Source organism: Paenibacillus sp. SER-28 (assembly GCF_052906305.1).
Genome location: NZ_JBRECM010000003.1, coordinates 288,217 through 311,762 on the forward strand (window position 1 = coordinate 288,217; position 23,546 = coordinate 311,762).

A 23,546-nucleotide genomic window follows, 5' to 3' on the forward strand; every position below is an offset into this window, starting at 1 on the left:
TACTCTTCATCATATACGAAAACGGGCTCTTTTCAAAACTTTATCACAAAAATAAATGGAAAGTCATAAGTTAATAACCTTAAATATTCATGTGATTAACTATAAAAAAGGGGAGTCCGAAAAGCCATGGAAATGGCTATGGATACTCTCTCCTATTCGTCATCCTCCTTCAGATAAGGATGCAGGCTGTCTTGCAGCAATTCCTTGACCCTCATCCGCAGCTCTTTCGGATATATGACCTCGGCCTCTGGCCCGTATTTTAGCAAAAGTCGGGACACATATCTAAACTCTTCGACCGGAATATATCCCTGCCATTCCTGATCCTGCCCTTCTTGATGGGAAACATTTTGGAAGAGGGCATCTGATCCAGCCAGCCTGGCACCCAATGCGGTAAATTTTATTTTGGACGGAATTCCTATACGGGAATCCTCCGAAGCCAACCATTCCTGAAGTGTGGGAAGGCTGTCTGAGGTTTCGTCCAGCATCGTTATTGTAATCACCCGATCTGAACGGTACAGAATGATGCGGTCTCTGCTATGCGCTGGCATGTACCAATATCCGTGATCAAAATACAGTCCAATCGGATATACTTCAGTCCACTTTTCACCGGAAGCGGAGCGGTAAAACATGTTCACCCGGCGCTTATTCAACGCAGCCTCCAAAATGATTGAGGTGTAGGGTGACTCTGCGTGAGTGGGTAGCATACGAAAAGAAATGTACTCCTTTAATTGATCAATACTGTCCTGCACATCCTGTGGAAGCTCGGCATAATAGTGCTCGGATAAATGTCCACGAACCGAGCCAAAAGGGATATCTGGAATGTTCTCCAACAGTTGCAGCATGAGGAAAAGACCCAGAGCCTCGTCGCGAGCAAGATGAAAGGGAGGAAGAAGCCGATTGGGGAGTGCCCGATACCCGCCATGAGGACCCATTTCGGTATAAAGGGGTAACCCGGTCTGCTGCAAATAGTCGAGATCTCTTTGTATCGTCCTGACGGAGACACCAAAACGTTCAGCCAGCTCACGCGCCGTATATTTTTTTCGGGAATCCAGTATCCTCATAAGAGCAATTCTGCGTTCGTTCATAAGGTACCCCTCGAATCCAAAATTAATTTAAAATGACCGTTTTAACTACGACATACTATGTCATAAATACATTGTAACATTAGGAAATAGAAAGGAGTGAATGAACTATGGAAGATTTGAAATCAAACGCAGTTGTGCTGTATATTGCCATGAGTCTCGACGGGTATATAGCTTTGCCGGACGGTTCGGTGGACTGGCTGTATGATGTTAAAGGGGATGGCGGGGACAATGGATATGCCGACTTTTACGACACCGTAGGTACAGTGCTGATGGGCAGGCTGACGTATGAGGAAGTGTTGAAGCTCTCAGATGATTTCCCTTATGCTGGCAAGCCATGCTATGTGCTCACACGAGCATTAACGGAACAACAGCAAGCGCCACATGTTACATTTACGGACGAAGCTCTGACTGAACTGGTTCCACGTCTACAAGAACAATCGAAAGGTGCGGTATGGCTAGTCGGTGGAGGCCAGTTAGTTCAGGCCTTCTTACAAGCTGGACTGCTGGAGAAGGCTATCATTGCGATCATTCCCAAGGTGCTTGGACAAGGAATACCGTTATTTCCAGAAGGAACGCTACCAAGTACATTTAAGCTCAAAGAAATAGAACGCCGTGGGGATATCGCTCTGCTCCATTACCATTTATAATTTTATTTACAGAAAAGCCTTCATATTTCAGGATCATGCAATCTCCCTGAAATATGAAGGCTTTATCGCGTGCTTTTGTTCATTATTTGGTCTTCAAATTATCCCATGTTCTCTGGAAATCCTCGAATAGCTTCCCGGCATCCGATTTACCTGCCACATAAGCTTGCATCTGACTTCCGAATTCTTGCTGTGCTCCTTCAGGATAGCGGCTAAAGAACCAGCCCAACAGTTTGTTTTCCTTACTGTATTTCACCACTTCCGCACCCAGTTGGCCCATATCAGCCTCTGCCCCTTCGATGCTCTTAAATGCTGGAATAAACTTGAATTCCTTGGTGATATACTTTTTACCCTGCTCGGATGTCACCATCCAGTTTAAGAACTCCTTCGCCTCGGGTTTGACAGTCGAATTTTTATTAACCACCCAGTTGTTAGCGACACCTACAAACAGCTTATCTCCGGCTGTTGCATCTTCACCAATCGGCATAGGCAAAATACCCAAATTCAGCTTCGGATTAATACCGTCAATTTGGACCTGAGTCCAGTTCCCTTGCTGCATCATGGCAGCCTTTCCAGTGGCGAAGTTCGTTACCTGCGTGTTGTAATCGGTCGTGAGCGGCTTCGAATTGCCATACTTCATTGTCAGATCGAACAGCTTAATCCACTCGGCGAATACAGCGTTACCCGGAATCTTTGCTGTTCCATCATTTAGTCCTTTGACGAAGGCCGAAGGGTCCGGCTGATTGGCAAATGCCACGTTCAGCAAATGATTGCCCAGCACCCAAAACTCCTGATATCCATTAGAAAATGGAGTAATCCCAGCGGCTTGGAGCTTTTGCGCAGCTCCCTCCAGTTCGGACAATGTTTTAGGGGTCTCCGTAATCCCCGCCTTCTTGAACAAATCCTTGTTATAAATAAAGCCGTACCCCTCCAGATTCATCGGCTGGCCATACAGTTTGCCGTCTTTGGTCATCGGTTCTTTGGCGACTTCGACCACATCGCCAACCCAAGGCTGGTCAGACAGATCCTCCAAATATTCCATCCACGTATCCAGCTCGCGGTAACCTCCTACGTTAAAAATATCCGGCTGCTCCCCGGAGGCGAACTTCGCCTTTAACGCCGCTCCATAGTCACTGCCCCCGCCCACGGTCTGAATATCGAGCTTGATCCCTGGATGAGAAGCTTCGTATTCCGCTTTCATGCGATTCAGCGCTTCTGCAATCTCTACCTTAAACTGAAAAATGTGAATTGTTTTTTCCTTCACTTCCTCTTTACCTGCGTTTTGTCCGCCACTGCTGTTACAACCTGCCAAAACCAGGGCAAAGGCCGCGAGAAGCAAGATTAGTGCTTGAGCTTTCTTTTTAAAAGTATGCGTTTTCATTTTTATGTTCCTTTCTATTCTAAATTTCAAAGTGTCCTCCGTTTGCGGAGTGGCACACCGTGTACATTTTCAGCTCATCGCCACACTCAACCTTTGACCGAACCAGCCATAATACCTTGTATAATATATTTTTGCATGGCCAGAAAGAATACAATGACTGGCAGGATGCCCAGCACCAGAGCAGGCAAAGCCAAATCCCACTGCTTCGTGTATTGTCCAAAAAAGGCATAGGTCGCAATCGGAATCGTGCGCAGTTCAGCCTTTTGCAGTACCAGAGAAGGCAGGAGATAATCATTCCAAATCCAGAGCGTATTTAAAATAATAACAGTTACCATCATCGGTAGCATCAACGGATACACAATTCGGAAAAACACTCCGTAAGGCGTACAGCCGTCCACCGTAGCTGCCTCTTCCACCTCGACTGGCACACCTTTGACAAATCCATGAAAGAGAAAGATCGACATAGGGGCTCCGAATCCCAGATAACAGATTACCAGACCACTTATACTGTTCATTAAATCCAGTGTACTTACAACCTTGACCAAAGGAATCATCACCGATTGAAAAGGAATGACCATGGCAGCTACGAACAGGCTGAACAACACTCGATTATAACGCGTCGGACGCCGGACCATTCGGTAAGCAGCCATTGAGCTGATCAGTACGAGCAGTAGATTACTAACTACCGTAACTATAAGTGAATTCCATAAAGCTTCGGGAAAACGCGTGATGCTCCACGCTCTAGCATAGTTGCTCCATACAAAGGTTTGTGGCCAGGCCGCAGAATCGGTGAGCAGGTCACCAAAGCTTTTGACCGAATTCACGAATAAAAAGTAAAACGGGACGAGGAATAACAATGCGACGAGGATCATCACCATCTCGGTCGCCCATGTTCCAAAGCGGTAGCGCTTGCTTGTTTCCATTTACGCTTCTACCTCCCGACTTTTCGTCAGTCGTACCTGAAGGCTCGTAACCAGAGCAACAATGATAAAGAAAATGAGCGCTTTAGCTGTTCCCAGCCCATAACGATTATTCACAAACGCTTCATTGTAAATATTAAGTGCAACCGACTCTGTGGACCCGAAGGGACCGCCTTTGGTCAGTGACAAATTGAGATCGAACATTTTGAATGACCATGATATCGCCAGGAAAAGACATACCGTAACGGCAGGCATGATCAAAGGAAGTATAATCGACCGCAAAATTTGCATCCGGCTTGCTCCGTCAATTTCGGCTGCTTCCAGCATATCGCGGGGCACATTGGTTAGGGAAGAGATGTAAATAACCATCAAATACCCGGCAGTTTGCCAGATAAACACGATTACAATACCCCAGAAGGCCGTGATCTCATCTCCCAACCAGGACAGATTGAAGAAGGACAAGTTCGTGCTCTCTCCGATTGCTGCAAATCCCTTGACGAAAATAAACTGCCAGATAAAGCCCAGCAACAGACCTCCAATCACATTAGGCATAAAAAAGATGGTCCTGAGTACATTTTTTGTTTTCAGCGGTTTGGTTAGAAAATACGCCAGCAGAAAGCCAAAAATATTCGCAGCCACCACTCCTACCACCGTAAAACGGACCGTAAACCAGAACGCTGTCCCAAATTTGTCATCATTCCATAAAATGTGACTGAAATTATCCAGCCCGACCCACTTTGCCTCATTGGCTACCCCATTCCACTCTGTAAAAGAATAGTACATTCCGAGCATAAAAGGGATTACAATAATGATAACGAAAAATAACGTCGACGGCCCTACAAAAATGCATTGCTGGAGCCATTGCGACGACTTGGCGCGATTCAATCCGATCCCCCCTTTTTGTTGTCTGTTGGTGTCTGGAACGCTCCCTTACGGCTTTCTTTCAGCAGCATGATGCTTGGGCCGTACGGATATGCGATTCACATGTTCATTATGTCGAATAAGCGCTCTGGAGAACACGTAGGATCGTGAACCATTAGGGGGGAAAATATTGACCTCTGGCTCGCCTTGAATTGTGAAAGGAGCTCACTGCATGAAATTTCACAGTATTCGTTCCCGCCTGATCTGGTTTTTGCTCATTGCGGTCACTCTGCCGCTGCTGCTGTCGATGACTATGACCTTCGTTCTCACCAAGCAATCCTTGCGGGAGCAGGCCACACAAGAAAATGAACGGCTTATTTTTCAGGGAATTACGAATCTGGATAACTATTTACAGGGACTGAATCGGGCGTCCATCGGAGTCTATAATGACCCCCATTTTCTGCGTAATCTGGCCAAAATTCCGGATGATTACCGGGCCGTCGCTGAAATTTACACCACACTGCAAACGATGATGAATGCTTCGTCAGGCATTGACCAAGTGTATTTGCATTCTTTTGAGGCTGGGCAATCCACGTTGATTACCAGTACAGTCCCGCTACGGGAATTCCGGCTGGAGCCCTTTACTGGTTCTATTCATTACGGCCCTTCCGGACTATTCATACAGCCTTCGCACATGAAGCATTTGTACGGCTTTTCGGCGGTTTCCTATGCGGAGCACAGCACAAAGCGGCAGGTATTTACACTTCATCGGGCGATTCGGAACATTCCTGCCTCAGAGACGCTTGGGGTACTGGCTATAGATGTTGATCTGGAGCCGCTGCGCAGTATTTGCCGTCAATTGTATGATGCGGATACAGAGGAGCTGTTTTTGATCGATCGGAACGGAACAATCATATATAGCGGAAAAGAAGCAGCGATTGGAACACACTGGAAGGAATCTGACCTGCTCAATCGAATTTCTAAAGAAGGCGAGCACGGAGTGATTGAGGATGATACGGCACTGCACGTGTACGGCAAGCTGGATGCCAACCTGTCAGGCTGGACGCTCGTCAAGAAAATTCCACATCGTACGCTGTATTTACGGGCTACCCGCCTGACTCAGATTAATGCGGTCATTACAGGCGCAGCGTTGCTACTTGTCATTGTGGCCACGTTATGGATTTCGATAAAAATCACGGAACCTATTAAGCGACTGACTCGCTACATAAACCAGATTCAGTCCGGTCAACTGGATGTAGACATTCGGGCTATGAGTAACGATGAGATCGGAGTACTGTCGCGCCGTTTCAGACAGATGATGGATACCATCAATAACCTCATTTTGCGGGAATACAAGCTGGAGCTGGCTAATAAGACACATCAGTTGAAAGCGCTTCAAGCACAGATTAATCCTCATTTTTTATATAATACGCTACAATCGATTGGAACCCTGGCTCTACAGCATGAAGTGCCGAGGATTTATTCTCTGCTCTCTTCCCTTGCCAAAATGCTGCGCTATAACATGCGGGACCATACGGTCGTTACACTCAAGGAAGAAGCCGAACATGTAAAACAATATCTTGATTTACAAAAGGAACGCTTCGGTGAGCAATTAGAGGTCACTTACCAGTGGGAAGATGAGGTCCTGAATGATCGGGTGCCTAAAATGATTCTCCAACCGTTGGTGGAAAACTACTTTAAACACGGAGCCGATCCCCGGCTGGGGCCCGGTGAAGTTCGCATTACAGGCAGCCGAATCCGGGAAGGCATTGTGAAAATAACCGTGGAAAACAACGGAACTTCCATTCCACAGGCCGAATTGGAGCAGCTCCAGCATATGTTAAAACGTCCGCTGAAAGCCTACGAAGAGCCGGACACTAGCGAGCAGGATTCCATTGGCCTTCGTAATGTTCTATTGCGTATTCAGCTTCACTCGGAGGATGGTTCCAACACCCTGTGCGTAGACAACATCCTGCCTCATGGTGTCCGTTATACACTCGAAATTCGCACTGAAGCCCCTGCAGAAATTCATATTAAGGGAGAGTGATCTATCAATGAAAGTCCTGATTGTGGATGATGAGAAGCATGTACGCCATGCCATTCGGATGCTCGTACATTGGGAAGCGTGCGGTGTGAGCGAGGTACTTGAAGCTGAGTCGGGCGATCAGGCGATTGAGGTCATTACCGCCCTTTCCCCACCCGTTGTACTTACGGATATGCGGATGCCCGGCAAGGATGGAGTAGCACTGATGGAGTGGATTCAAGTGAATTCCCCAGCAACCCGAGTCGTGGTGGTCAGTGGTTATGATGATTTTGATTTGGTTCGACAGGTCATCCGCCGGGGAGGCATGGACTATATTCTTAAGCCCGTAGATCCAGTGGAGATTAACGAGGCTCTAAATAAAGCCACTCAAGCCTGGCGGACAGCGGAGCAAGACCGGAACAGGCAGACGATGCAGGCCATGGAGGTCAACCGGATGAGGCCGCACTATGCCGATAAGCTCCTGACTGAGATCGTTTCCGGTATAGCGAGTACCCCTCTTTCCATTACGCCCTTACGTGAGGAGTTACGTCTTCCTGCAGCTATTCAGATATGTAATGCAGCTGTGATGAGTACCACGCAGCTGGATGCCGATATACTGGACAAATATAAAACGCGTCGTGCGCTTTTGAGCTTTTCCCTGATTAACATCTGCAACGAATTTCTTGGAACTTCTCAAACCGGAATTGCATTCCGTCATCTGGAGCGTATGGACGAAATTATTCTGCTATTTTGGGGCGAGCCATCTCGTTGGCCGCTGCTCTTGCAGGATATTCACACAGGGATCAAAACGGCTTTACGGTGTTACATGCACATCGGGGTTGGCTCTTTTGGCTCTTTTGGCGCTTTTCCCATAGCGGCAGCCACTGCCTACCAAGAGGCACGGCAAGCGTTGTGGAAACGGGATGTGTTGCAAACCGTTGACTGGATGCACCAGAGTTCCCAGACACGGCAAAGCATTCGTCTTCCCCAGTTGCCTGAGATGGAAGAGGAACTGCGGCTTAGTGCACTCAGCTGTAATGCCAATCGTGTGTCGATAGCGGTAGGCCACTGGATAGCAGCCGTAGCCGAGCTGCCTTCGGTGACAGCAGAGCAGCTAGCCAGTTGGAATCAGGAGTTGGACTGGATGCTGGCCCGCTGGCTGAATGACAGACCCGGAGATACCGATGGCGAGGAACTGGCAGATGAGTCCGGCTCCATTCATGCACTGCCGGTCGACAACCGTGGTATGCTTTCCCTGCCCTTATGGCAAAGACAGGTTGAAAACCGACTGCTGGCAGCCGGTCAGGCACTTACACCAAGCCATAGCCCAAACAACCCGACCATCCGTGATATTGCCCGCTATCTGGATGCACACTATGACGAGGACATTTCTCTACAGGATATGGCGAGTCGCTTTTATCTCAGTCGCGAATATATTTCTCGTAAATTCAAGCAGGAGTACGGGGTTAATCTGTCAGACTATTTGTGTCAGATCAGGATGAGCAAGGCAAAGCTATTGCTGCTGAATGACAAGCTGCGCCTTCATCATATTGCCGGTATGGTCGGGTATCAGGATGAAAAATATTTTGGCAAGGTGTTCAAAAAACTGGAGGGGGTCACGCCCGGCGAATTCAGAAAACGCCATTCTGCAAATCCTCAGCCGTGACCGCATACAACACGTGATCTTCCCACACACCATTAATCTTCAAATAGTTGAGAGCCAGCCCTTCGCGGCGAAATCCTGCCTTTTCCATCACTCGATTGGAAGGCGTATTTCTTGGCATCACTCCAGCTTGAATACGGTGTAATTCCAACTCATTTAAGGCGTAGCGTACAATATCCTTCACTGCGGAAGTGGCATAGCCTTGTCCGTGGTATGCAGGATCTACAAAGTAGCCCAGATTGGCGTTTTGAAAGGGGCCTCTAGCGATACCCGACAGCTCCATTCTGCCGATCAACTTACCATTTTCCGGCAAAAAAAGTCCAAACGTATATCCCTGTCCGGCTTGTGCCGCTTCCAAACCGTTAGAAATCAGACGCGCCTGTTCTTCCAGCGTAAAGTAAATTTCAGGTCGTTCTGGCTCGAACGGTTTGAAAAAATCAAAATTTTCACGTCTGATCTCTAATAAACGTTCTGCATCACTTACTTGTAACAATCGAATCTGTAGCCCCGGATGGGTGGACTTTATCAAAATGGCGCCATTAGCTTTATGTAACATTGTCATTTTCCTTCTTTCTCAGTTATTCCTATATTATTGTTCACGGTTATTATTGTTCACGGTCACGAGACAGGAAAATACCCCAGGTGCATGAGAGCAGCCTAGGGTATCTCCATCGTTCAAAATTTAGTCCGTAACAGGCATCCAGCCTGGAAGGGTCGTCAACGCACCCCACAAGTAGTCAGGAATGACTAGCTCCTGCTGGGCTTGCTTGGATAATGTCGTGCGAATGGTATCTTCTGTGCCGTTTTGCACCTTCTGAACCCATTTCGGCTCCATCAAAAGCGGACGTCCCAGCGATACAAGCGGTACACCTGTCTCCAGTGCTGCAAGCGCCTCGTCCGGTGTATTCAGCGATCCAACTCCCATAATCGGCACACGGTTACCTACCTTCTCATGGATGAGAACGGTACGTGACCGTTCGTCACTACGGTCGCGGAACGAACCACCGAAGAAATGATTTACGGAAATGTGCAGGTAATCCAGCCCTTGATCCGCCAGACGGTCTACAAGCACCATCGTATCCTCCAGCGTAATGCCTGGTGTGTGTCCTTCCTCAGGAGACAAGCGGTATCCAAAGATGAAAGGCCGCTTTGCATGTTCTGCAATCACTTTCTTCACTTCGTGAACAACCGCCAGCGGAAAGGTCAATCGTTTTTCAAGACTTCCACCCCATTCATCGGTACGAAGATTGGAGTGCGGGGAGAAGAACTGCTGGACCAGGTAACCGTTCGCTCCGTGAAGCTCCACACCATCATAGCCTGCTTCAATCGCGCGGCGAGTTGCTTCGCCATAGGCACGGATGACGCGGTGGATATCATCAGAGGTCATTTCACGCGGCACAGGCGCACCTTCTTTTTCCTCGGCTACTGCGCTTGCACTGATCGGCTGTCCATCTGGAATTTGATCTGGTGGACACAGGCGGCCACCATGATAAATTTGCAGGATTGCTTTTGCGCCCTCCTGATGAACCGTATCCGCCAGACGACGCAGGCTCGGAATCATTTCATCCTTGTCCGCACCGAACTCATTGACAAAGCCTTTGCCATCTGGAGTTACATACACACAAGCGGTAATAACCGCGCCTACACCACCGGAACGTTCACGGTAGTATGCCAGCTCCTCATCACTGACCTCACCATTTTCGTGGGAAGCAAAGTTAGTCATAGGTGCCATGGTAATACGGTTCTTCAACGTAACACCGGATGGCAGGGTAAAAGTTTCAAATAGAGACTTATATTTTGGGTTCATTCGTTCTCTCTCCTTCAGTTTAAATCAGATCAGATAATATAAGGCTGTTGAGCATAAAGCCGAATACGAATTCGATGCAGTTTTCCTTCCATAACGAACTTAAACTACTGTTGCTTACTTAAATACAGTGGTTGTAATAACCACAGTATAAAGATCCGCAACTATAAAGTCAAATCTATCCTTTCTGACCTTCTCTAAACTGTTCGAAAAAGCTGAACCGCAGCTACTTATCACAAGCCACTGACAAAGCTTAATGGTTCCCGGCCGTGCTGTTCTTCTCCTCCCGGCGGGAAAACCAGGTCGCGAGCAACGAGCCGGAAATATTATGCCACACGCTAAAAATCGCACTCGGTACAGCAGCAATCGGGTTAAAGTGAGCTGCTGCAAGCGCAGCGCCCAGTCCGGAATTCTGCATTCCTGTTTCCAGCGTAACAGCTTTACGCTTGGAAAGATTCATACCGAATAGCTTGGCAAACCAATATCCAAGCAGGAACCCGATACCATTATGCAAAATAACCACACCAAAAATAATCGGACCTGTCTCCAAAATCTTGCCTTTGCTGCCTGCAACCACAATAGCCACGATGAGTACAATCGCCAGTGTTGATATGAGCGGCAGCGCCTGAACACTGGCTTCTGCCTGTTTGCGAAATAGCGACTTAACGATAACACCCAGCACTATGGGGACAATAACTACGATGAGAATATCCATGATCAGCGACTTCGCATCAATATTCATCCAACGTCCAGCAAGCAGGTTAATCATGGCCGGAGTAGCCAGTGGAGCAATCAGCGTCGACACCGAAGCAATCGACACGCCCAATGCCACGTCGCCTTTGGATAAGAGCGTCATTACGTTAGAGGCAGTTCCACTCGGACAACAGCCTACCAAAATGACACCTACCGCAATATCCGGTGGCAGCTGCAATACTAATGCCAATCCAAAGGCCAGAAACGGCATAATCAGATAATGCCCGACCACACCAATAGCCACATCCACTGGGCGCCGGAATACTTCACGAAAGTCAGCCGCAGATAAAGTTAACCCCATCCCAAACATGACAATGCCCAGAAATAACTGTATGTATCCTTTCAACCCTGTAAACGCCGCAGGAAAGAAAAATCCCAAGCATGCAAATAAAAGTACCCAGATGGAAAAGGTTCCTCCTACAAATTTCCCTACTTTCTCCAAGCCATTCATTCTACTTATCTCCTTACTTCTATATAAGTTGATTCTGAGGAATTTCAGCTTATATAGTGCTTAAAATTTTCACCATTGTACTACATATGACTGCATATACATACTACTTTTTATGATTATACCGGGATCAAGAAACTTTTTCCCGTTAGGACATATTCGAAAGCAAAGTGGGTATATTCATAATAGAAGTTGTGACCAGTCGGTCATTTTGGATCATCATTCGTTGAGGAGGAGATATCCCTATGTCACGAAGCCATCCGTATAAATGGTGGAATATTATTGCATTTATCGCTGTCGTTCTCGTTAACATTCTGGCTTCTACACTTCCTATCGGCGGCAGAAGCACTGCTGCTGTATCCAACATGTACCCTACCTTGATCACACCAGCGGGTTACGCTTTTTCAATCTGGTCGGTCATCTACGTACTGCTCGCCTGCTTTGTCGTGTACCAAGCTACACCTACAGGGCGAACCAAGACAAGCGTTCAGTCCATCGGTATCTTTTTTATTCTAAGCTGTCTCTTCAATATCATCTGGATTTTCCTCTGGCAGTATGTATACGTAGAGCTGTGTGTCATCGTCATTATTCTATACTTGCTTTCCCTGAGCGTCGTGTATGTACGTACCCGCACGCCGCAGCCAACCCTTGGAGAAATGTGGTTCGTCAAACTACCGTTCAGCCTCAACCTCGGTTGGGTATCCGTTGCTACTATTATCAACATTGCAGTGGCACTGGAAAAGAATGAATGGAGTGGCTGGGGACTCAGCGATACGACATGGGCGATCATTATCCTGCTCATCGGCACCGCAATGGCGATCATGGTCAGCTTCCCTTATCGCGACAGCATTTATCCTCTCGTATTTGTATGGGCCTATGTCGCCATCGCCGTCGAGCATCCGAACAATGAAAATGTACGGCTAGCCGCATTGATCTTGGCGGCAATCATTCTGGTGTACGCGCTATGGCTATTCTTTGCCCGTAATCGAGACCGGGATTAAAGAAAACGAATATGATCTCTAGCAAGAACAAGCGAGTTTGGGTCTGAATTATTTAGCCCAAGCTCGCTTGCTTCGTTTATTCATTTTAACCATGTGATTAGGTATGGACTTTAAGCAAATCTATAAGCTTGCTTGTCGAGTGATCTGCATTGATTTTCTTCATATTGATAATATAATCCGACCTTTTTTCATACAAACGAAGTATTATGTCGACAAATCGTTCAGATTCCAAACAAAACACATTAAATTTGAGCAAACGGGTGTCTCTATTTAATAGGGACACCCGTTTGCCATGCAAACTTTTTATTTTATGAACGGATCTTTCAGATTATTCGCCCTTCAATGCAATGACTTCAATCTCTACCAGTGCATCCTTAGGCAGACGAGCTACCTCCACCGCACTGCGTGCTGGGTAGGGTTGTTCAAAGAAAGAACTGTACACCTCATTGACGCTGACAAAATCGTTCATGTCCTTCAGGAATACAGTCGCTTTCACAACCTGGTTCATGTTGCTGCCTGCCTCTTCCAGAATGGCTTGTACATTGCTCAAGGACAGGCGTGCCTGCTCCTGTACATCCTTACCAAACTCACCTGTTGTCGGATTCAGTCCAAGCTGTCCCGAAGTGTAAATAAACCCGCCTGCCTCTACCGCTTGGCTATAAGGGCCGATAGCACCGGGTGCTTTTTCAGTAGCAATTGTTTTTTTCATATGGGATGGATTCTCCTTCCTGATACTGGTTCACCGTATTATAGCATGTGCAGTCCAAAGCCACTATTCCGTGCGACGGGTTAACGCACAGGGTTTCTTTTAAGACACCTCATTGGGAAGGTGCTATATTTTTTTATTTCCGCTGTAACCTTTAGCACCTATGTATCATCTAACTCCTATAACCAGCTACAAAATAAATTTTATAAATCCAGATACAGGTACAATGAACATAGCTAGTATAGACGGGAAAGGGGCACCATCCTTTGAATCTCGAAACAAACTTACACCAAGCAAGTCAGGGAGACCGCAAGGCATTCGTCGCCTTGATGAAACATATGGAATCCGATATGTATGGCATGGCGCGTTCCATTCTTCGCAGCAATGAAGATTGTGCGGACGCGATGCAAGAGGCGATGCTCAAGGCATACCAGTCTCTGGGTGAACTGCGTGAACCTCGCTATTTTAAAACATGGCTGCTTCGCATCCTCATTAATGAGTGCCATCTCATTATCCGCAAGCAAAAACGGATCGTCCCCGTGGCGGAATTTGTGCAGGAACCCTCCACCTCAGGTGGATATGAAAAAATCGAGCTGCGCGAGGCCATCGACCACTTGGAGGAATCCATGCGAACCGTAATTTCCCTGCACTATTTGCGCGATATGCCGATCAGAGAAATATCGGAGGTACTGGATGTATCAGAGGGGGCCGTCAAAACACGATTACACCGTGCTCGCAGAACATTAATGGACCTGCTACAAAATCGTGGAGAAAGGAAGGTGACCTTTCAATGAGCCCTTCAGAGATTGAGAAACAGAATCAAGAGCTGGATCGGAAATTACAATCAGAAAAGGTAAACTTGGACGCAGACACGGTAATGATTCCCGATTTGGTAAGAGAACGCTTAGATGCATTTTACACACAAATGGAATCGGATGTGGATCCGTTATCCAAGTCTCCTTCCTTACATCGACCGGGCAAAAAATTTCTCCGGGGAACTGCAATTGCCGCTGCTTCTGCGGCTGTCATTAGCGTTATGATCATCGGTAGCGCCTTTGTTTCACCTACAATGGCAGAATCATTAAAGCAGGTCCCCCTTGTAGATAGCATGTTCAAGCTTGCTGGGGATATCGGGCTGCAAACCGCTGATCAGGAAGGATTGGCAACTTCCTCGAATCTCAGTGTTACTCATAGCGGTATTACATTAAAGGTACCACAAATCATATTTGACGGGACACGCTTGGTCGTGGCGTTGGAAAAGAGCGGTGGAGATTCACAACATCAAACCCTATATCCGGCGATCCAAACGCAAGGACAGCCCGAAGAGGACATTCTGGAGAAAGTGGACCTGTTCATCAATGGGACATCTGTCAATAGCAATAACGGCGCCTTTAATTTCATGTATGGCCGCCCAGGCAAAGATAGTAATTCTATGCTGATTGCGTATATGCGTGACCCTGCCAGTGGTAAACCCGCCTTACCAGATCAGTTTGAGCTAGAGGTATATGCAAAGTTAAAAGGTGTAGCCGAGCCGTTTCGCATACAAACCACGGTTCACAAAACTAAAATAAATAACAAGATACTTCAGCTGCAAATGAGTAAGTCTAATCCGTATCTTGCATTTATGACAGAAAAGGTAGAAATCACACCCATCACGACCAAGATCACAACGTCGTTCAAAATGCTGACCGATATTGCACATATGCCGGATGAGTACACCGTGGAGCGAGAGTACAATGACATCAAAAACGGACAAACGATCCAGTACACCAAAAAGGAATTGGATATGCTTGATTATGCTGTATTCGACGAGCAGGGAAGAGAACTCCAACTCCTAAGCGGCTCTGGAGTTCCTCTTACCAAAGAACGTAACAGCAAAATGATCACCCTGTTTACTCCTTTTGTGGACACTCCCCAGAAGATCATCTTCAAGCCTTATATCTTGCCAACACAACCAGGAGGCAGTGCCCTACTCGATGCTAATGGCAACTGGACACGTCATTATATTGATGAATTAGAGATTACGGTGGATGTGCCGCAACATACAAACCGCCAATAAAACACAAATAACGCCGCTGTTGTCCGAATCATCGGGCAGCAGCGGCGTTATTTTCATTTTTAACCCTAGCCGTGGTTTTACACGTTCTCATCAGGAGCCGTTCCTGTACCGGGTTCCTCATCATCGGATGTTAGTTCTGCACCAATGACTCGAATGATGTCGTTCGGATAAATATGTACGCCGCTCGCCTGTGCGAGAGCAATTCGTACCATGGCTCGTGCGATGACCGAGGCCGGGATAGCGCGGTAGGAAGCGAGCTTGCCCGTCATCAGGCCGTCCAGTGCCTTCATGACAACAGCAGCAGCGGCTTCACCCAAACGTCGTTCAGGTCTCGCGCCCAAAATCAGCGACGGACGGAACAAATGCAGCGCAGGCAATGCGACAGCAGCAAGCGCCTCTTCAGCCTCACCTTTGGTGCGATTATAAAACACGCGTGAGTCTGGATCGGCGCCCATCGCAGAGACCGCAAGCATCTGTACCGCTCCAGCTTCTTTGCCCAACTGGGCTGTCAGCACCGGGTAGTCTAGATCCACCTGACGGAACTGCTCCTTGGAGCCCGCCTTTTTCATCGTTGTCCCAAGGCAGCAAAAAACATCATCCACCCCTTCGAAGGCGAACGCCGCTTTCTGTGGCTGTTCCCAATCGATGAGCGCCTGCTCCAGCTTGGGATGCTTGATGTCCAATGGACGTCTGCCCATAACCATGACGCGGTTGTATTCCTTTTGCACCAGCAGCTCTCGTACAACATAACCCCCGACAAGCCCTGTTGCACCCACAACGACCGCTTTGCGTTCCATGATAGACCTCCTTTGTGCCATAGCGCTCCTGCTCCTACAATTGCGATTAGGTTAATTTAAAGGGTTGTTCGTCCGCCTCCTTGTTTTCGGACGGACACATCGGTAGGTACAGGGAAAATGTACTTCCCTTGCCCTCCTCACTCTTCAGACGGATAAACCCACCCAACAAACGGGAAAAATCACGGCTGATGGACAATCCCAACCCAGTTCCTCCATATTTACGATTAATGGAACCGTTCGCCTGCTGGAATGCCTCAAAAATAACATGCTGCTGAAGCTTGGAAATGCCGATGCCCGTATCTTTTACAGCAAATACAACCCAATCTCCCTCTTGTCCCTTTCGATCTAGATGTTGTGTGCTTATTTCCAGCAATACACGTCCTTCATGAGTGAACTTAAAGGCATTGGACAATAGATTACGCAAAATTTGCTGTACGCGTTTGGAATCAGATCGAATTTCATTCGGTATAGGCTCATGCTCCTTCAAGCTGAATTCCAGATTTTTATCCTTCGCTGTGACTTCAAAATGCATCATCATCACCTGCGCAATCTCACGTACACTGACTGGCTCACTTACGATTTCCATGTGCCCAGCCTCGACCTTGGATAGGTCCAGAATGTCGTTGATCAATTGGAGCAAATCATGCCCGGAGGCATAAATTAGATCACTGTACTGGTCTAGCTCGTCCTCATCCAGCTCTTTTCCCTGCTCGTTGATAATTTGCGCCAGATTAATGATGCTGTTAAGAGGTGTACGTAACTCATGCGACATCGTTGCCATAAAATCCGATTTATATTGGGAAGCCATCATCAGTTGCTTGGCACGTTCCTCTAGAATGACCTTTGCCTTCTGCAACTCATCTCGCTGCTCTGATAACAACTCATTCGCCTGCTTAATCTGATGATTCCGCTGCTGCTCCATCTGAAAGTCACGTAAAATCAGAGCAAATAAAAAACTTAGAACGATGCCGATAGGCAGTGTAAGAGGAACAACCTCCGCTACATAATAGCGCCAGGGAATGACGCCTAGACAGGCAATATTTAACGTATTTACGATATTAACCGCTAAAATGGTTACCGATGCCTTAATAATCAAACGCCAGGTGGAACGGCGCATCCAGTAATTCAATCCAGCGCACAGGACGCCCAGAATGCTCATATTCAAAAAGCCGACCCACGCCGCCATATGCAGGCCGAAGGTAAATCTCGTAAGTCCGATTGCGACCCCAATAATAATAAGCGTATAAGAGCGGGGATACACCAACGCCGCGATAATCAGCGGTACGAAACGCAGATCAAAAATAACTGTTTCACTAAAGTTAAAACCAAAGCAAGAGCTGACCCATCCGCCAAATATCACTAGCAGCACCGAGCTGACATATTTGAACCGCGAAGAGGTACGACTCAAACCATATTTATAAATCACGTTCGCCACATAGGCAACGGCAATCAGCATCCCTAAATTCATTAAAAACATCATTGAAAATTGCATGGACTCACACTCCCATAGCGCAAAAAATTGGATGCCAGGCCTATGTTAACCGCGTCTGCCTTTCTTGTACATCATAACATGAAGCCCCATCTTTCGACATGTCAAAAGATCTTATATCCGTATATAAAAAAAGCGAACCTCAATGGCTCGCCCTAGTGCTGATACCTATAGAGTCAGCTGTGATGCCTTTGTTTCGGCGCCACTCTTTGACAAATAATTCGGCAAAATAAGGGTCCCATTGGGTTCCCTTTCCCTCTTCCAATATCATAACCGCCTTCTCTTCCTTCATACCTTGCCGATAGGGACGATCAGACGTCATCGCATCATAAGCATCCGCTACAGCAATGATTCGCCCAAATAAGGGGATATCTTCCCCAGCGAGCTGGTCAGGGTATCCCTTGCCATCATAACGCTCATGGTGCGAGCGCACGCCCGGCAAATAAGGGGCCATAGCATAAGCCGGCTCAACTTGCCGGAGAATGCTTTCTCCCATAACCGGGTGCATTTTAATCTGATCAAACTCCTCGTCCGTCAGCTTGCCGTCCTTGAGCAGCACAGCGTCAGCCACGCCGATTTTACCGATATCATGCAGCAAGGCTGTTTTGCGTAGCAAGTCGAGGTCCGTCTCATTCAAACCTCCCTTGCGTCCAATGAGTACGGAATATTCAGCTACACGCAAAGAATGTCCTGCGGTATAAGCATCTCGCGCATCCAGTGCTGCCGCCAAGGTGGCGAAGTAACTGTCCAATAGCTGACCGTTCTTTTCTTCCCGTTCCTTCAAGCCCTCGATCATCATGTTAAATCCTTCGACCAGCTCCGCAAATTCATCTGAATACAAATCGCTGGCATTACTGTTCAGGCGGCCTTCCTTCACTTCATTCATTTTTTCTAGCAGATGGTGGATCGGCTGTTCGATCTCACGGGTCAGCAACCTGCCTCCCAGATAAGCAAAGGCTACACCAAAAATTAAAATCGTACCCGCCCAAGCCCAATAGGAGGTAGAATCCGTCGCCTCCAAACGTTCCAGGCGAATCTGTGTAGCTAAACAAAATAAAAATAAAGGAAAAGCACCAATGAGCGTCGCGCTTAACTGAAATTTATGCCGAAGCGATAGCAGGACTCGTCCTCGCAGGGACAGGTTTAATCCATATTGCTGGTAGGTTCGATCACGAATTTCCTCCAGAAGCGGTTTGATTGCTCTCATGGTCAGGAAAAATTCAACCAGTGCGTGCATGGAAGCGACCAAACAAGCTCCTATACAGGCGATTCCTACATAATAAAAGGGAAAAGTAAGTTGTCCAGTATGTATCATCCATAACGAAATAACGGTAGCCGGGATAGAGAAGCCTAACAAATGCGGTCCAACAATACGTAAAACGGACAAATTAGGCAGATGATGAACCCGGATATACACCGCTTCTACATCCTTGAGCGTTTCCTGGTTACCTAGAAAAAAACGATGAACGGGTCTCAAATGCATTCGAAACACTATGGTTTCACAAGCAATCATAATAACGCTGGAAAATGCAATAATTTTAACAAGACCCAGAATTTCATAGTGGGCTACATTTAACGTGGAAAATACAAAAATCATACCTACCAACAATACAGCGATAAACGAACCTATAATATAGTTCAGGATAACATGCTGAATAAAACGCTTATAGGTCGGCAAATTGCTACCCCTCTTTTCATCCGTACACTCTAAAATATCTTGTGTATTCAATATCGGAGTCCAACCATCAAAAGTTTACCTTCTTGCTCGAGCATTTTACATAAATACGAGGACGGCTTTTAATCTGCAATTTATAGATGGAAAATCATCTTATTCTTAATTAAGAAACTCGCGAGGGATGGACATTTTAGCCAACATTTTTTCCAATCTATCATCAAAAATCCAAAAATGACTTGTGTTTTATAATCATTCTTGCTATACTATTAGAATATGTATTAACCCCATAAGATTCCACGCAACAAGCTATTACTCCTAATCACCGTATGGAGCTTCTCCAAATTTTATGTATAACCCTAATGTAGAATTTTGAGCTTTTGCCGAAGATTTTCACATTCACACTGGCGCGGTCATCGGAGCCGCAAGGACGAAAGAGAGGTAGGGCTTTTGTCGTTTGGAAAATGAACAGTGGAATCACACTGCCCCTTATGAACATGCTGACCATATAATGCAAGGTAGCAGGGGTTGAATATATATTATGCCATCAAACGATGAAGTTTGAGCAGGCCGTGCAGTATATGCAAACTGCACCATCCTCCGGATGATCCCCGGGGGATTTTTCATATACGGAAAGCATATCTATGAACAAAAAAGTGGCCCTGCCGATACATCGGCAGGGCCTATAGCTTGATCAAAAAGGGGTTAATAAGGTCATTATAGTCTCGCTTTCTTAAAACTAAATGATATGCACCTTAAAAACTCATTAATTTTCCAGTTTTATATACCTTCTAATAATTCGTCCAATATTCTGTACCATCGGGCGGCATCGTTTGCGTAGTGGAACGTCTTGTTTCCGCTTGGGTGCGCCTTTGGGTCGAGGGACGTTCCCACCCTTCCAGTAAAACAACATGCTGGGTACCCGAATTGTTTTCCCAAGTGATGTAACGCTCCTGTTCCATATGTCGCAAGGCGACTGTAATTTCAGCGTCTCGCTTGCCTGTTTTTACGGTCAATTCCGCCATTGTGGGCATGTGGCGATGCTGGGCGAAATAATTATACAAAATACGTAGCAGCTTTCGTTCCAAATCTGGCAACATCGGCTTCCCTCCTACAAAGAACGTACGTTCCCATTATAACATATAAAAATGCACCCTCCTACTGGAAGATGCATTCGGACTTGTATGCCCATGTTGAATTTAGTTTTTTTCCTTCTCCTGACGACCAATAGAGCGCAACCACCAGGCGATTCCACCCACACTTCCAAGTGCCAGAACCGTTAAGAAAATAATATAGAACAAATGAAATGCACGATCACTCATGGCAATCGCCTCCTTACTTTATGTATACACTTTCCAGCTAAGCCTGTAAACCTCTTTTTAGTCCCACATTCTAATTTTCCCCAAGCACTCGACAATAGATACTTGCTTGAGATCCATCGGTACATACTAACTCAAAGTGGTTAATACCAAATATGAGACAGACCAAGGAGGTTATTGAATATGAAATTCCTATTGATCGTGATCATCGTCGTGCTGATCGTTGTATTGCTTATGAGAAGACGCAGATAAGCAGAGACATCCTCCATCGTTATACAAAAAAGGCTTTCGGCACATCACCGAAAGCCTTTATCCATCTAAGGTTAAGGTGTAAATTACGCCTTGTTCTTCTTGTTATATTTAATAAAAGCAATTACAAGCGCTACAGCAAACAATATTCCGCTGACCACCCATGTTGTCAGAAATGCCATACCCAAACCGACATTAGACCCCATCGTCGGGTGATTCATGGCAGTAAACACTGATCCCTGCATCATAAATATGGTACAGAACAAAACAACGGGCGCTAAAATAATCGTGCTTGCTGTCTTCCGAGTACCAGATACTGCGATCACGCACAGAGCGGAAATCACCAAGATCACCCAATATATAACTGCTTCCCAAATCACTGAAGTGCCCACCTGTTCAACCTCTTTTCTATCCATTCGTATATGCCTCTTCTATTGTAACAGACGTCACACAGTGAACCAAGCCATAATTTGATCAGAAAAGGGGTAAACCCTGCGGATAATGTAAATAATGTACAGTAGCGATCCTACACCAAAGACATGAAAGGAAATGATCCCATGAGAAGTGCAAGTCCTTTTGTCATTGTAAACGATGTGCAACAGTCCATTGATTATTACCAATCGGTGTTAGGCGGGAAAATCAAAGTGCTAAACAAGCAGGAAGGCAGACTCTTGCACGCTGAACTTCACCTGGGTAGCAGTCATATCCATTTTTCAGATTCCTACGGTAAACCGCTCAAAGCGCAGCATGTCCAAATCATTCTCGACTGTGAAAGTGAGGACGAGCTTAAGCAAGCTTACCGCGCACTAGCAGAAAAAGGTACCGTTACCGTGGAGCTACAAGATACTTTCTTTGGTGCGCTGCACGGCGAAGTAACGGATCACCTCAACCAGATTGGATGGGTGATGAACTATTTTAAGAGATGATTACGTTCAGCCATAACCGAATACGTCTTATAGCCACCATCAACGTTCCTCACCCGATAACCGTTTTGAGTCAAAATTCTGGCCGCAATATAGCCTCGCAGACCGACTTGGCAGGATACCGCGATCTCCAGATTACTAGGGATTTCTGCCATCCGCTCTCTAATCTCGGCCAGAGGAATATGAATTGAACCAGGGATGGCTCCTGCCTGTAGCTCCACCGCATCCCTTACATCAATTATAAGACCACCATTGCGGTGAAAATCATCAACTTCATGCCACTGTATCGTTTGGACCAGCCCATCCATGATATTCGAAGCCACGTAACCCGCCATATTCACAGGGTCTTTTGCTGAAGAATAGGGAGGTGCGTAAGCAAGTTCAATATCAGCCAGCTCACGGACGTTCAAATGACCACGAATAGCCGTCGCAATCACATCAATCCTTTTGTCTGCTCCATCAGCTCCAACAGCCTGCGCCCCATAGATCATCCCGTTCTCAGGATTAAAGAGCAGCTTCATAGCAATGGGTGATGCGCCAGGGTAATAGCCGGCATGTGAACCGGGATGAATATGAACAGCCTGATAAGGAACGCCCAGCCGCTGTAGTGTTTTTTCATTATTACCTGTAGAGGCTGAAGTCAATGCAAAGGTCTTAATTACGGATGTTCCAAGCGCCCCATCATAAGAAATGGCTTGACCGTTAATATGATCCGCTACCAAACGCCCCTGACGATTGGCTCCCCAAGCTAGTGATACCATCGTTGCAAACCCATGATTGCGGTCTTTGACCTGGATGGCATCCCCCACCGCATAAATGGCCGGATCGCTGGTTTGCAGTTGGGCGTTGACCTGAATGGCGCCGCGAAAACCAAGTTCCAATCCGCTTTGCTTGGCCAACTCATTTTCAGGAACAACACCGATCGCCAGAATAACCATGTCCGTCTGAAGCACACCCCCGGAGGTCAATCGAAGTTGTGTACCCTGCTCTTCAAAAGCCGTGACTCCTTCCTCTAAACGCACCTCCACCCCGTTCAGCCTCACATGCTGTTCTACCCATTTGGCCATTTCAGGGTCCAGCGGATTCAATAATTGTTGACCCATATCAATAATAGTTACTGCAAGTCCACGCTCCCGCAAATTCTCCGCCATCTCCAGCCCAATAAATCCGGCCCCGATCACCGTGACATGCTGGGGATACCTTTCATCTACATATGCCTTAATAACGTCCGTGTCATGAATGTTTCTTAATGTAAATACATTCACAGCTTCATGTAATCCGGGAATGTCCGGTATCATCGGTTTGGCTCCCGGCGACAATACCACAATATCGTACGGCTGCTCATCTGTTTCCCCTGTAATCATATCGCGGAAGCGGACGAGCTTCTGCTCGCGGTCTATTTGTATCACTTCTTTCAGTACCCTCACATCTATATTAAAACGGTCTCTTATCCCTTGAGGCGTCTGGAGAAACAGCTTCTCCCGCGCATGGATTGTCCCACCAATATAGTAGGGAAGGCCACAGTTCGCAAAAGAAACATGCTCTCCGCGTTCAAACAGAATAATCTCGTCTTCCTCATTCCATCTACGCAATCTCGCAGCAGCAGAAGCTCCACCTGCTACCCCGCCAATAATAACTATTTTCCTACCCATTTCTTCCCCTCCTCATATACCCTACGGGGTATAATATATACCTATGGGGGTATGATGTCAACACGCAAAAAAAGACGGAGGTTGCCCCCCGCCTGAT

At 46.8% G+C, this 23,546-nt stretch carries 22 protein-coding genes; 7 read left to right on the forward strand and 15 right to left on the reverse strand.

The window, feature by feature from the left end:
• Positions 1 to 152: 152 nt before the first annotated feature.
• Positions 153 to 1,085 carry a helix-turn-helix transcriptional regulator gene (locus ACUYLD_RS11400; RefSeq protein WP_446675051.1) on the reverse strand — a complete coding sequence of 311 codons (933 nt, stop codon included), beginning with the start codon at positions 1,083 to 1,085 and terminating at the stop codon, positions 153 to 155.
• Positions 1,086 to 1,192: 107 nt separating this feature from the next.
• Here ACUYLD_RS11400 and ACUYLD_RS11405 point away from each other — a divergent pair, with 107 nt between their 5' ends.
• Positions 1,193 to 1,732, forward strand: a complete 540-nt coding sequence (locus ACUYLD_RS11405) for a dihydrofolate reductase family protein (protein ID WP_446675052.1) — start codon at positions 1,193 to 1,195, stop codon at positions 1,730 to 1,732.
• A gap of 82 nt (positions 1,733 to 1,814) precedes the next feature.
• On the opposite strand, the gene ACUYLD_RS11410 is transcribed toward ACUYLD_RS11405, so the two are convergent.
• From ACUYLD_RS11410 to ACUYLD_RS11420, 3 genes are all read right to left on the reverse strand, one after another.
• Positions 1,815 to 3,110 carry an ABC transporter substrate-binding protein gene (locus tag ACUYLD_RS11410; RefSeq protein ID WP_446675053.1) on the reverse strand — a complete coding sequence of 432 codons (1,296 nt, stop codon included), beginning with the start codon at positions 3,108 to 3,110 and terminating at the stop codon, positions 1,815 to 1,817.
• A gap of 86 nt (positions 3,111 to 3,196) precedes the next feature.
• A complete protein-coding gene (locus ACUYLD_RS11415) occupies positions 3,197 to 4,033 on the reverse strand; it encodes a carbohydrate ABC transporter permease (protein ID WP_061829999.1) in 837 nt (278 codons plus the stop codon).
• Positions 4,034 to 4,915, reverse strand: coding sequence for a carbohydrate ABC transporter permease (locus ACUYLD_RS11420; protein WP_025721893.1), 882 nt, complete (start codon positions 4,913 to 4,915; stop codon positions 4,034 to 4,036).
• 208 nt (positions 4,916 to 5,123) lie between these two features.
• On the opposite strand from ACUYLD_RS11420, the gene ACUYLD_RS11425 reads away from it, so the two are divergent.
• Both ACUYLD_RS11425 and ACUYLD_RS11430 read left to right on the forward strand, forming a co-directional pair.
• Positions 5,124 to 6,938, forward strand: coding sequence for a sensor histidine kinase (locus ACUYLD_RS11425; protein WP_446675054.1), 1,815 nt, complete (start codon positions 5,124 to 5,126; stop codon positions 6,936 to 6,938).
• A 7-nt stretch (positions 6,939 to 6,945) separates the two neighbouring features.
• Positions 6,946 to 8,580: a response regulator transcription factor gene (locus tag ACUYLD_RS11430; RefSeq protein WP_446675055.1), complete on the forward strand. Its 1,635-nt coding sequence runs from the start codon at positions 6,946 to 6,948 to the stop codon at positions 8,578 to 8,580.
• On the opposite strand, the gene ACUYLD_RS11435 is transcribed toward ACUYLD_RS11430, so the two are convergent.
• From ACUYLD_RS11435 to ACUYLD_RS11445, 3 genes are all read right to left on the reverse strand, one after another.
• A complete protein-coding gene (locus ACUYLD_RS11435; protein ID WP_446675056.1) occupies positions 8,546 to 9,133 on the reverse strand; it encodes a GNAT family N-acetyltransferase in 588 nt (195 codons plus the stop codon). The genes ACUYLD_RS11430 and ACUYLD_RS11435 overlap by 35 nt on opposite strands.
• Positions 9,134 to 9,259: 126 nt before the next feature.
• Complete coding sequence (locus tag ACUYLD_RS11440; RefSeq protein ID WP_446675057.1) at positions 9,260 to 10,384, reverse strand: NADH-dependent flavin oxidoreductase; 1,125 nt, start codon at positions 10,382 to 10,384, stop codon at positions 9,260 to 9,262.
• Between the two features lie 250 nt (positions 10,385 to 10,634).
• A complete protein-coding gene (locus ACUYLD_RS11445; protein WP_061830004.1) occupies positions 10,635 to 11,585 on the reverse strand; it encodes a bile acid:sodium symporter family protein in 951 nt (316 codons plus the stop codon).
• Positions 11,586 to 11,827: 242 nt separating this feature from the next.
• Between ACUYLD_RS11445 and ACUYLD_RS11450 the strand changes: the two genes are divergently transcribed.
• Positions 11,828 to 12,583 carry a tryptophan-rich sensory protein gene (locus tag ACUYLD_RS11450; protein ID WP_446675058.1) on the forward strand — a complete coding sequence of 252 codons (756 nt, stop codon included), beginning with the start codon at positions 11,828 to 11,830 and terminating at the stop codon, positions 12,581 to 12,583.
• Positions 12,584 to 12,911: 328 nt separating this feature from the next.
• Here the strand turns inward: ACUYLD_RS11450 and ACUYLD_RS11455 are convergent, their stop codons facing one another.
• Complete coding sequence (locus tag ACUYLD_RS11455; RefSeq protein WP_069290971.1) at positions 12,912 to 13,292, reverse strand: RidA family protein; 381 nt, start codon at positions 13,290 to 13,292, stop codon at positions 12,912 to 12,914.
• 263 nt (positions 13,293 to 13,555) lie between these two features.
• On the opposite strand from ACUYLD_RS11455, the gene ACUYLD_RS11460 reads away from it, so the two are divergent.
• Together ACUYLD_RS11460 and ACUYLD_RS11465 are read left to right on the forward strand one after the other, a co-directional pair.
• Positions 13,556 to 14,083: an RNA polymerase sigma factor gene (locus ACUYLD_RS11460; RefSeq protein WP_250259550.1), complete on the forward strand. Its 528-nt coding sequence runs from the start codon at positions 13,556 to 13,558 to the stop codon at positions 14,081 to 14,083.
• Positions 14,080 to 15,348, forward strand: a complete 1,269-nt coding sequence (locus ACUYLD_RS11465; RefSeq protein WP_446675059.1) for a DUF4179 domain-containing protein — start codon at positions 14,080 to 14,082, stop codon at positions 15,346 to 15,348. The genes ACUYLD_RS11460 and ACUYLD_RS11465 overlap by 4 nt, the downstream gene beginning before the upstream one ends.
• 77 nt (positions 15,349 to 15,425) lie before the next feature.
• Here ACUYLD_RS11465 and ACUYLD_RS11470 read toward each other — a convergent pair whose 3' ends face one another.
• The 6 genes from ACUYLD_RS11470 to ACUYLD_RS11495 all read right to left on the reverse strand — a co-directional run bounded on the left by ACUYLD_RS11470 (position 15,426) and on the right by ACUYLD_RS11495 (position 21,290).
• Entirely contained in the window at positions 15,426 to 16,145 is a 720-nt protein-coding gene (locus ACUYLD_RS11470) for an NAD(P)H-binding protein (RefSeq protein ID WP_250259554.1), read from the reverse strand.
• 46 nt (positions 16,146 to 16,191) lie between these two features.
• Complete coding sequence (locus ACUYLD_RS11475; protein WP_446675060.1) at positions 16,192 to 17,637, reverse strand: ATP-binding protein; 1,446 nt, start codon at positions 17,635 to 17,637, stop codon at positions 16,192 to 16,194.
• 139 nt (positions 17,638 to 17,776) lie between these two features.
• The gene (locus tag ACUYLD_RS11480) at positions 17,777 to 19,312 is read right to left on the reverse strand and encodes an HD-GYP domain-containing protein (protein ID WP_446675061.1); all 1,536 of its coding nucleotides are present in this window, start codon (positions 19,310 to 19,312) and stop codon (positions 17,777 to 17,779) included.
• A gap of 785 nt (positions 19,313 to 20,097) precedes the next feature.
• Positions 20,098 to 20,406, reverse strand: a complete 309-nt coding sequence (locus ACUYLD_RS11485) for a hypothetical protein (protein ID WP_023986779.1) — start codon at positions 20,404 to 20,406, stop codon at positions 20,098 to 20,100.
• A 99-nt stretch (positions 20,407 to 20,505) separates the two neighbouring features.
• Complete coding sequence (locus ACUYLD_RS11490; protein ID WP_257785344.1) at positions 20,506 to 20,628, reverse strand: hypothetical protein; 123 nt, start codon at positions 20,626 to 20,628, stop codon at positions 20,506 to 20,508.
• A 332-nt stretch (positions 20,629 to 20,960) separates the two neighbouring features.
• Complete coding sequence (locus ACUYLD_RS11495; protein WP_023986776.1) at positions 20,961 to 21,290, reverse strand: hypothetical protein; 330 nt, start codon at positions 21,288 to 21,290, stop codon at positions 20,961 to 20,963.
• A gap of 141 nt (positions 21,291 to 21,431) precedes the next feature.
• Between ACUYLD_RS11495 and ACUYLD_RS11500 the strand changes: the two genes are divergently transcribed.
• A complete protein-coding gene (locus ACUYLD_RS11500; RefSeq protein ID WP_103046838.1) occupies positions 21,432 to 21,800 on the forward strand; it encodes a VOC family protein in 369 nt (122 codons plus the stop codon).
• Here ACUYLD_RS11500 and ACUYLD_RS11505 read toward each other — a convergent pair.
• Positions 21,785 to 23,449 (reverse strand): CoA-disulfide reductase, encoded by a 1,665-nt coding sequence (locus ACUYLD_RS11505; protein WP_446675062.1) that lies wholly within the window; start codon positions 23,447 to 23,449, stop codon positions 21,785 to 21,787. The two genes, ACUYLD_RS11500 and ACUYLD_RS11505, sit on opposite strands and share 16 nt — an antisense overlap.
• Between the last annotated feature and the right edge of the window lie 97 nt (positions 23,450 to 23,546).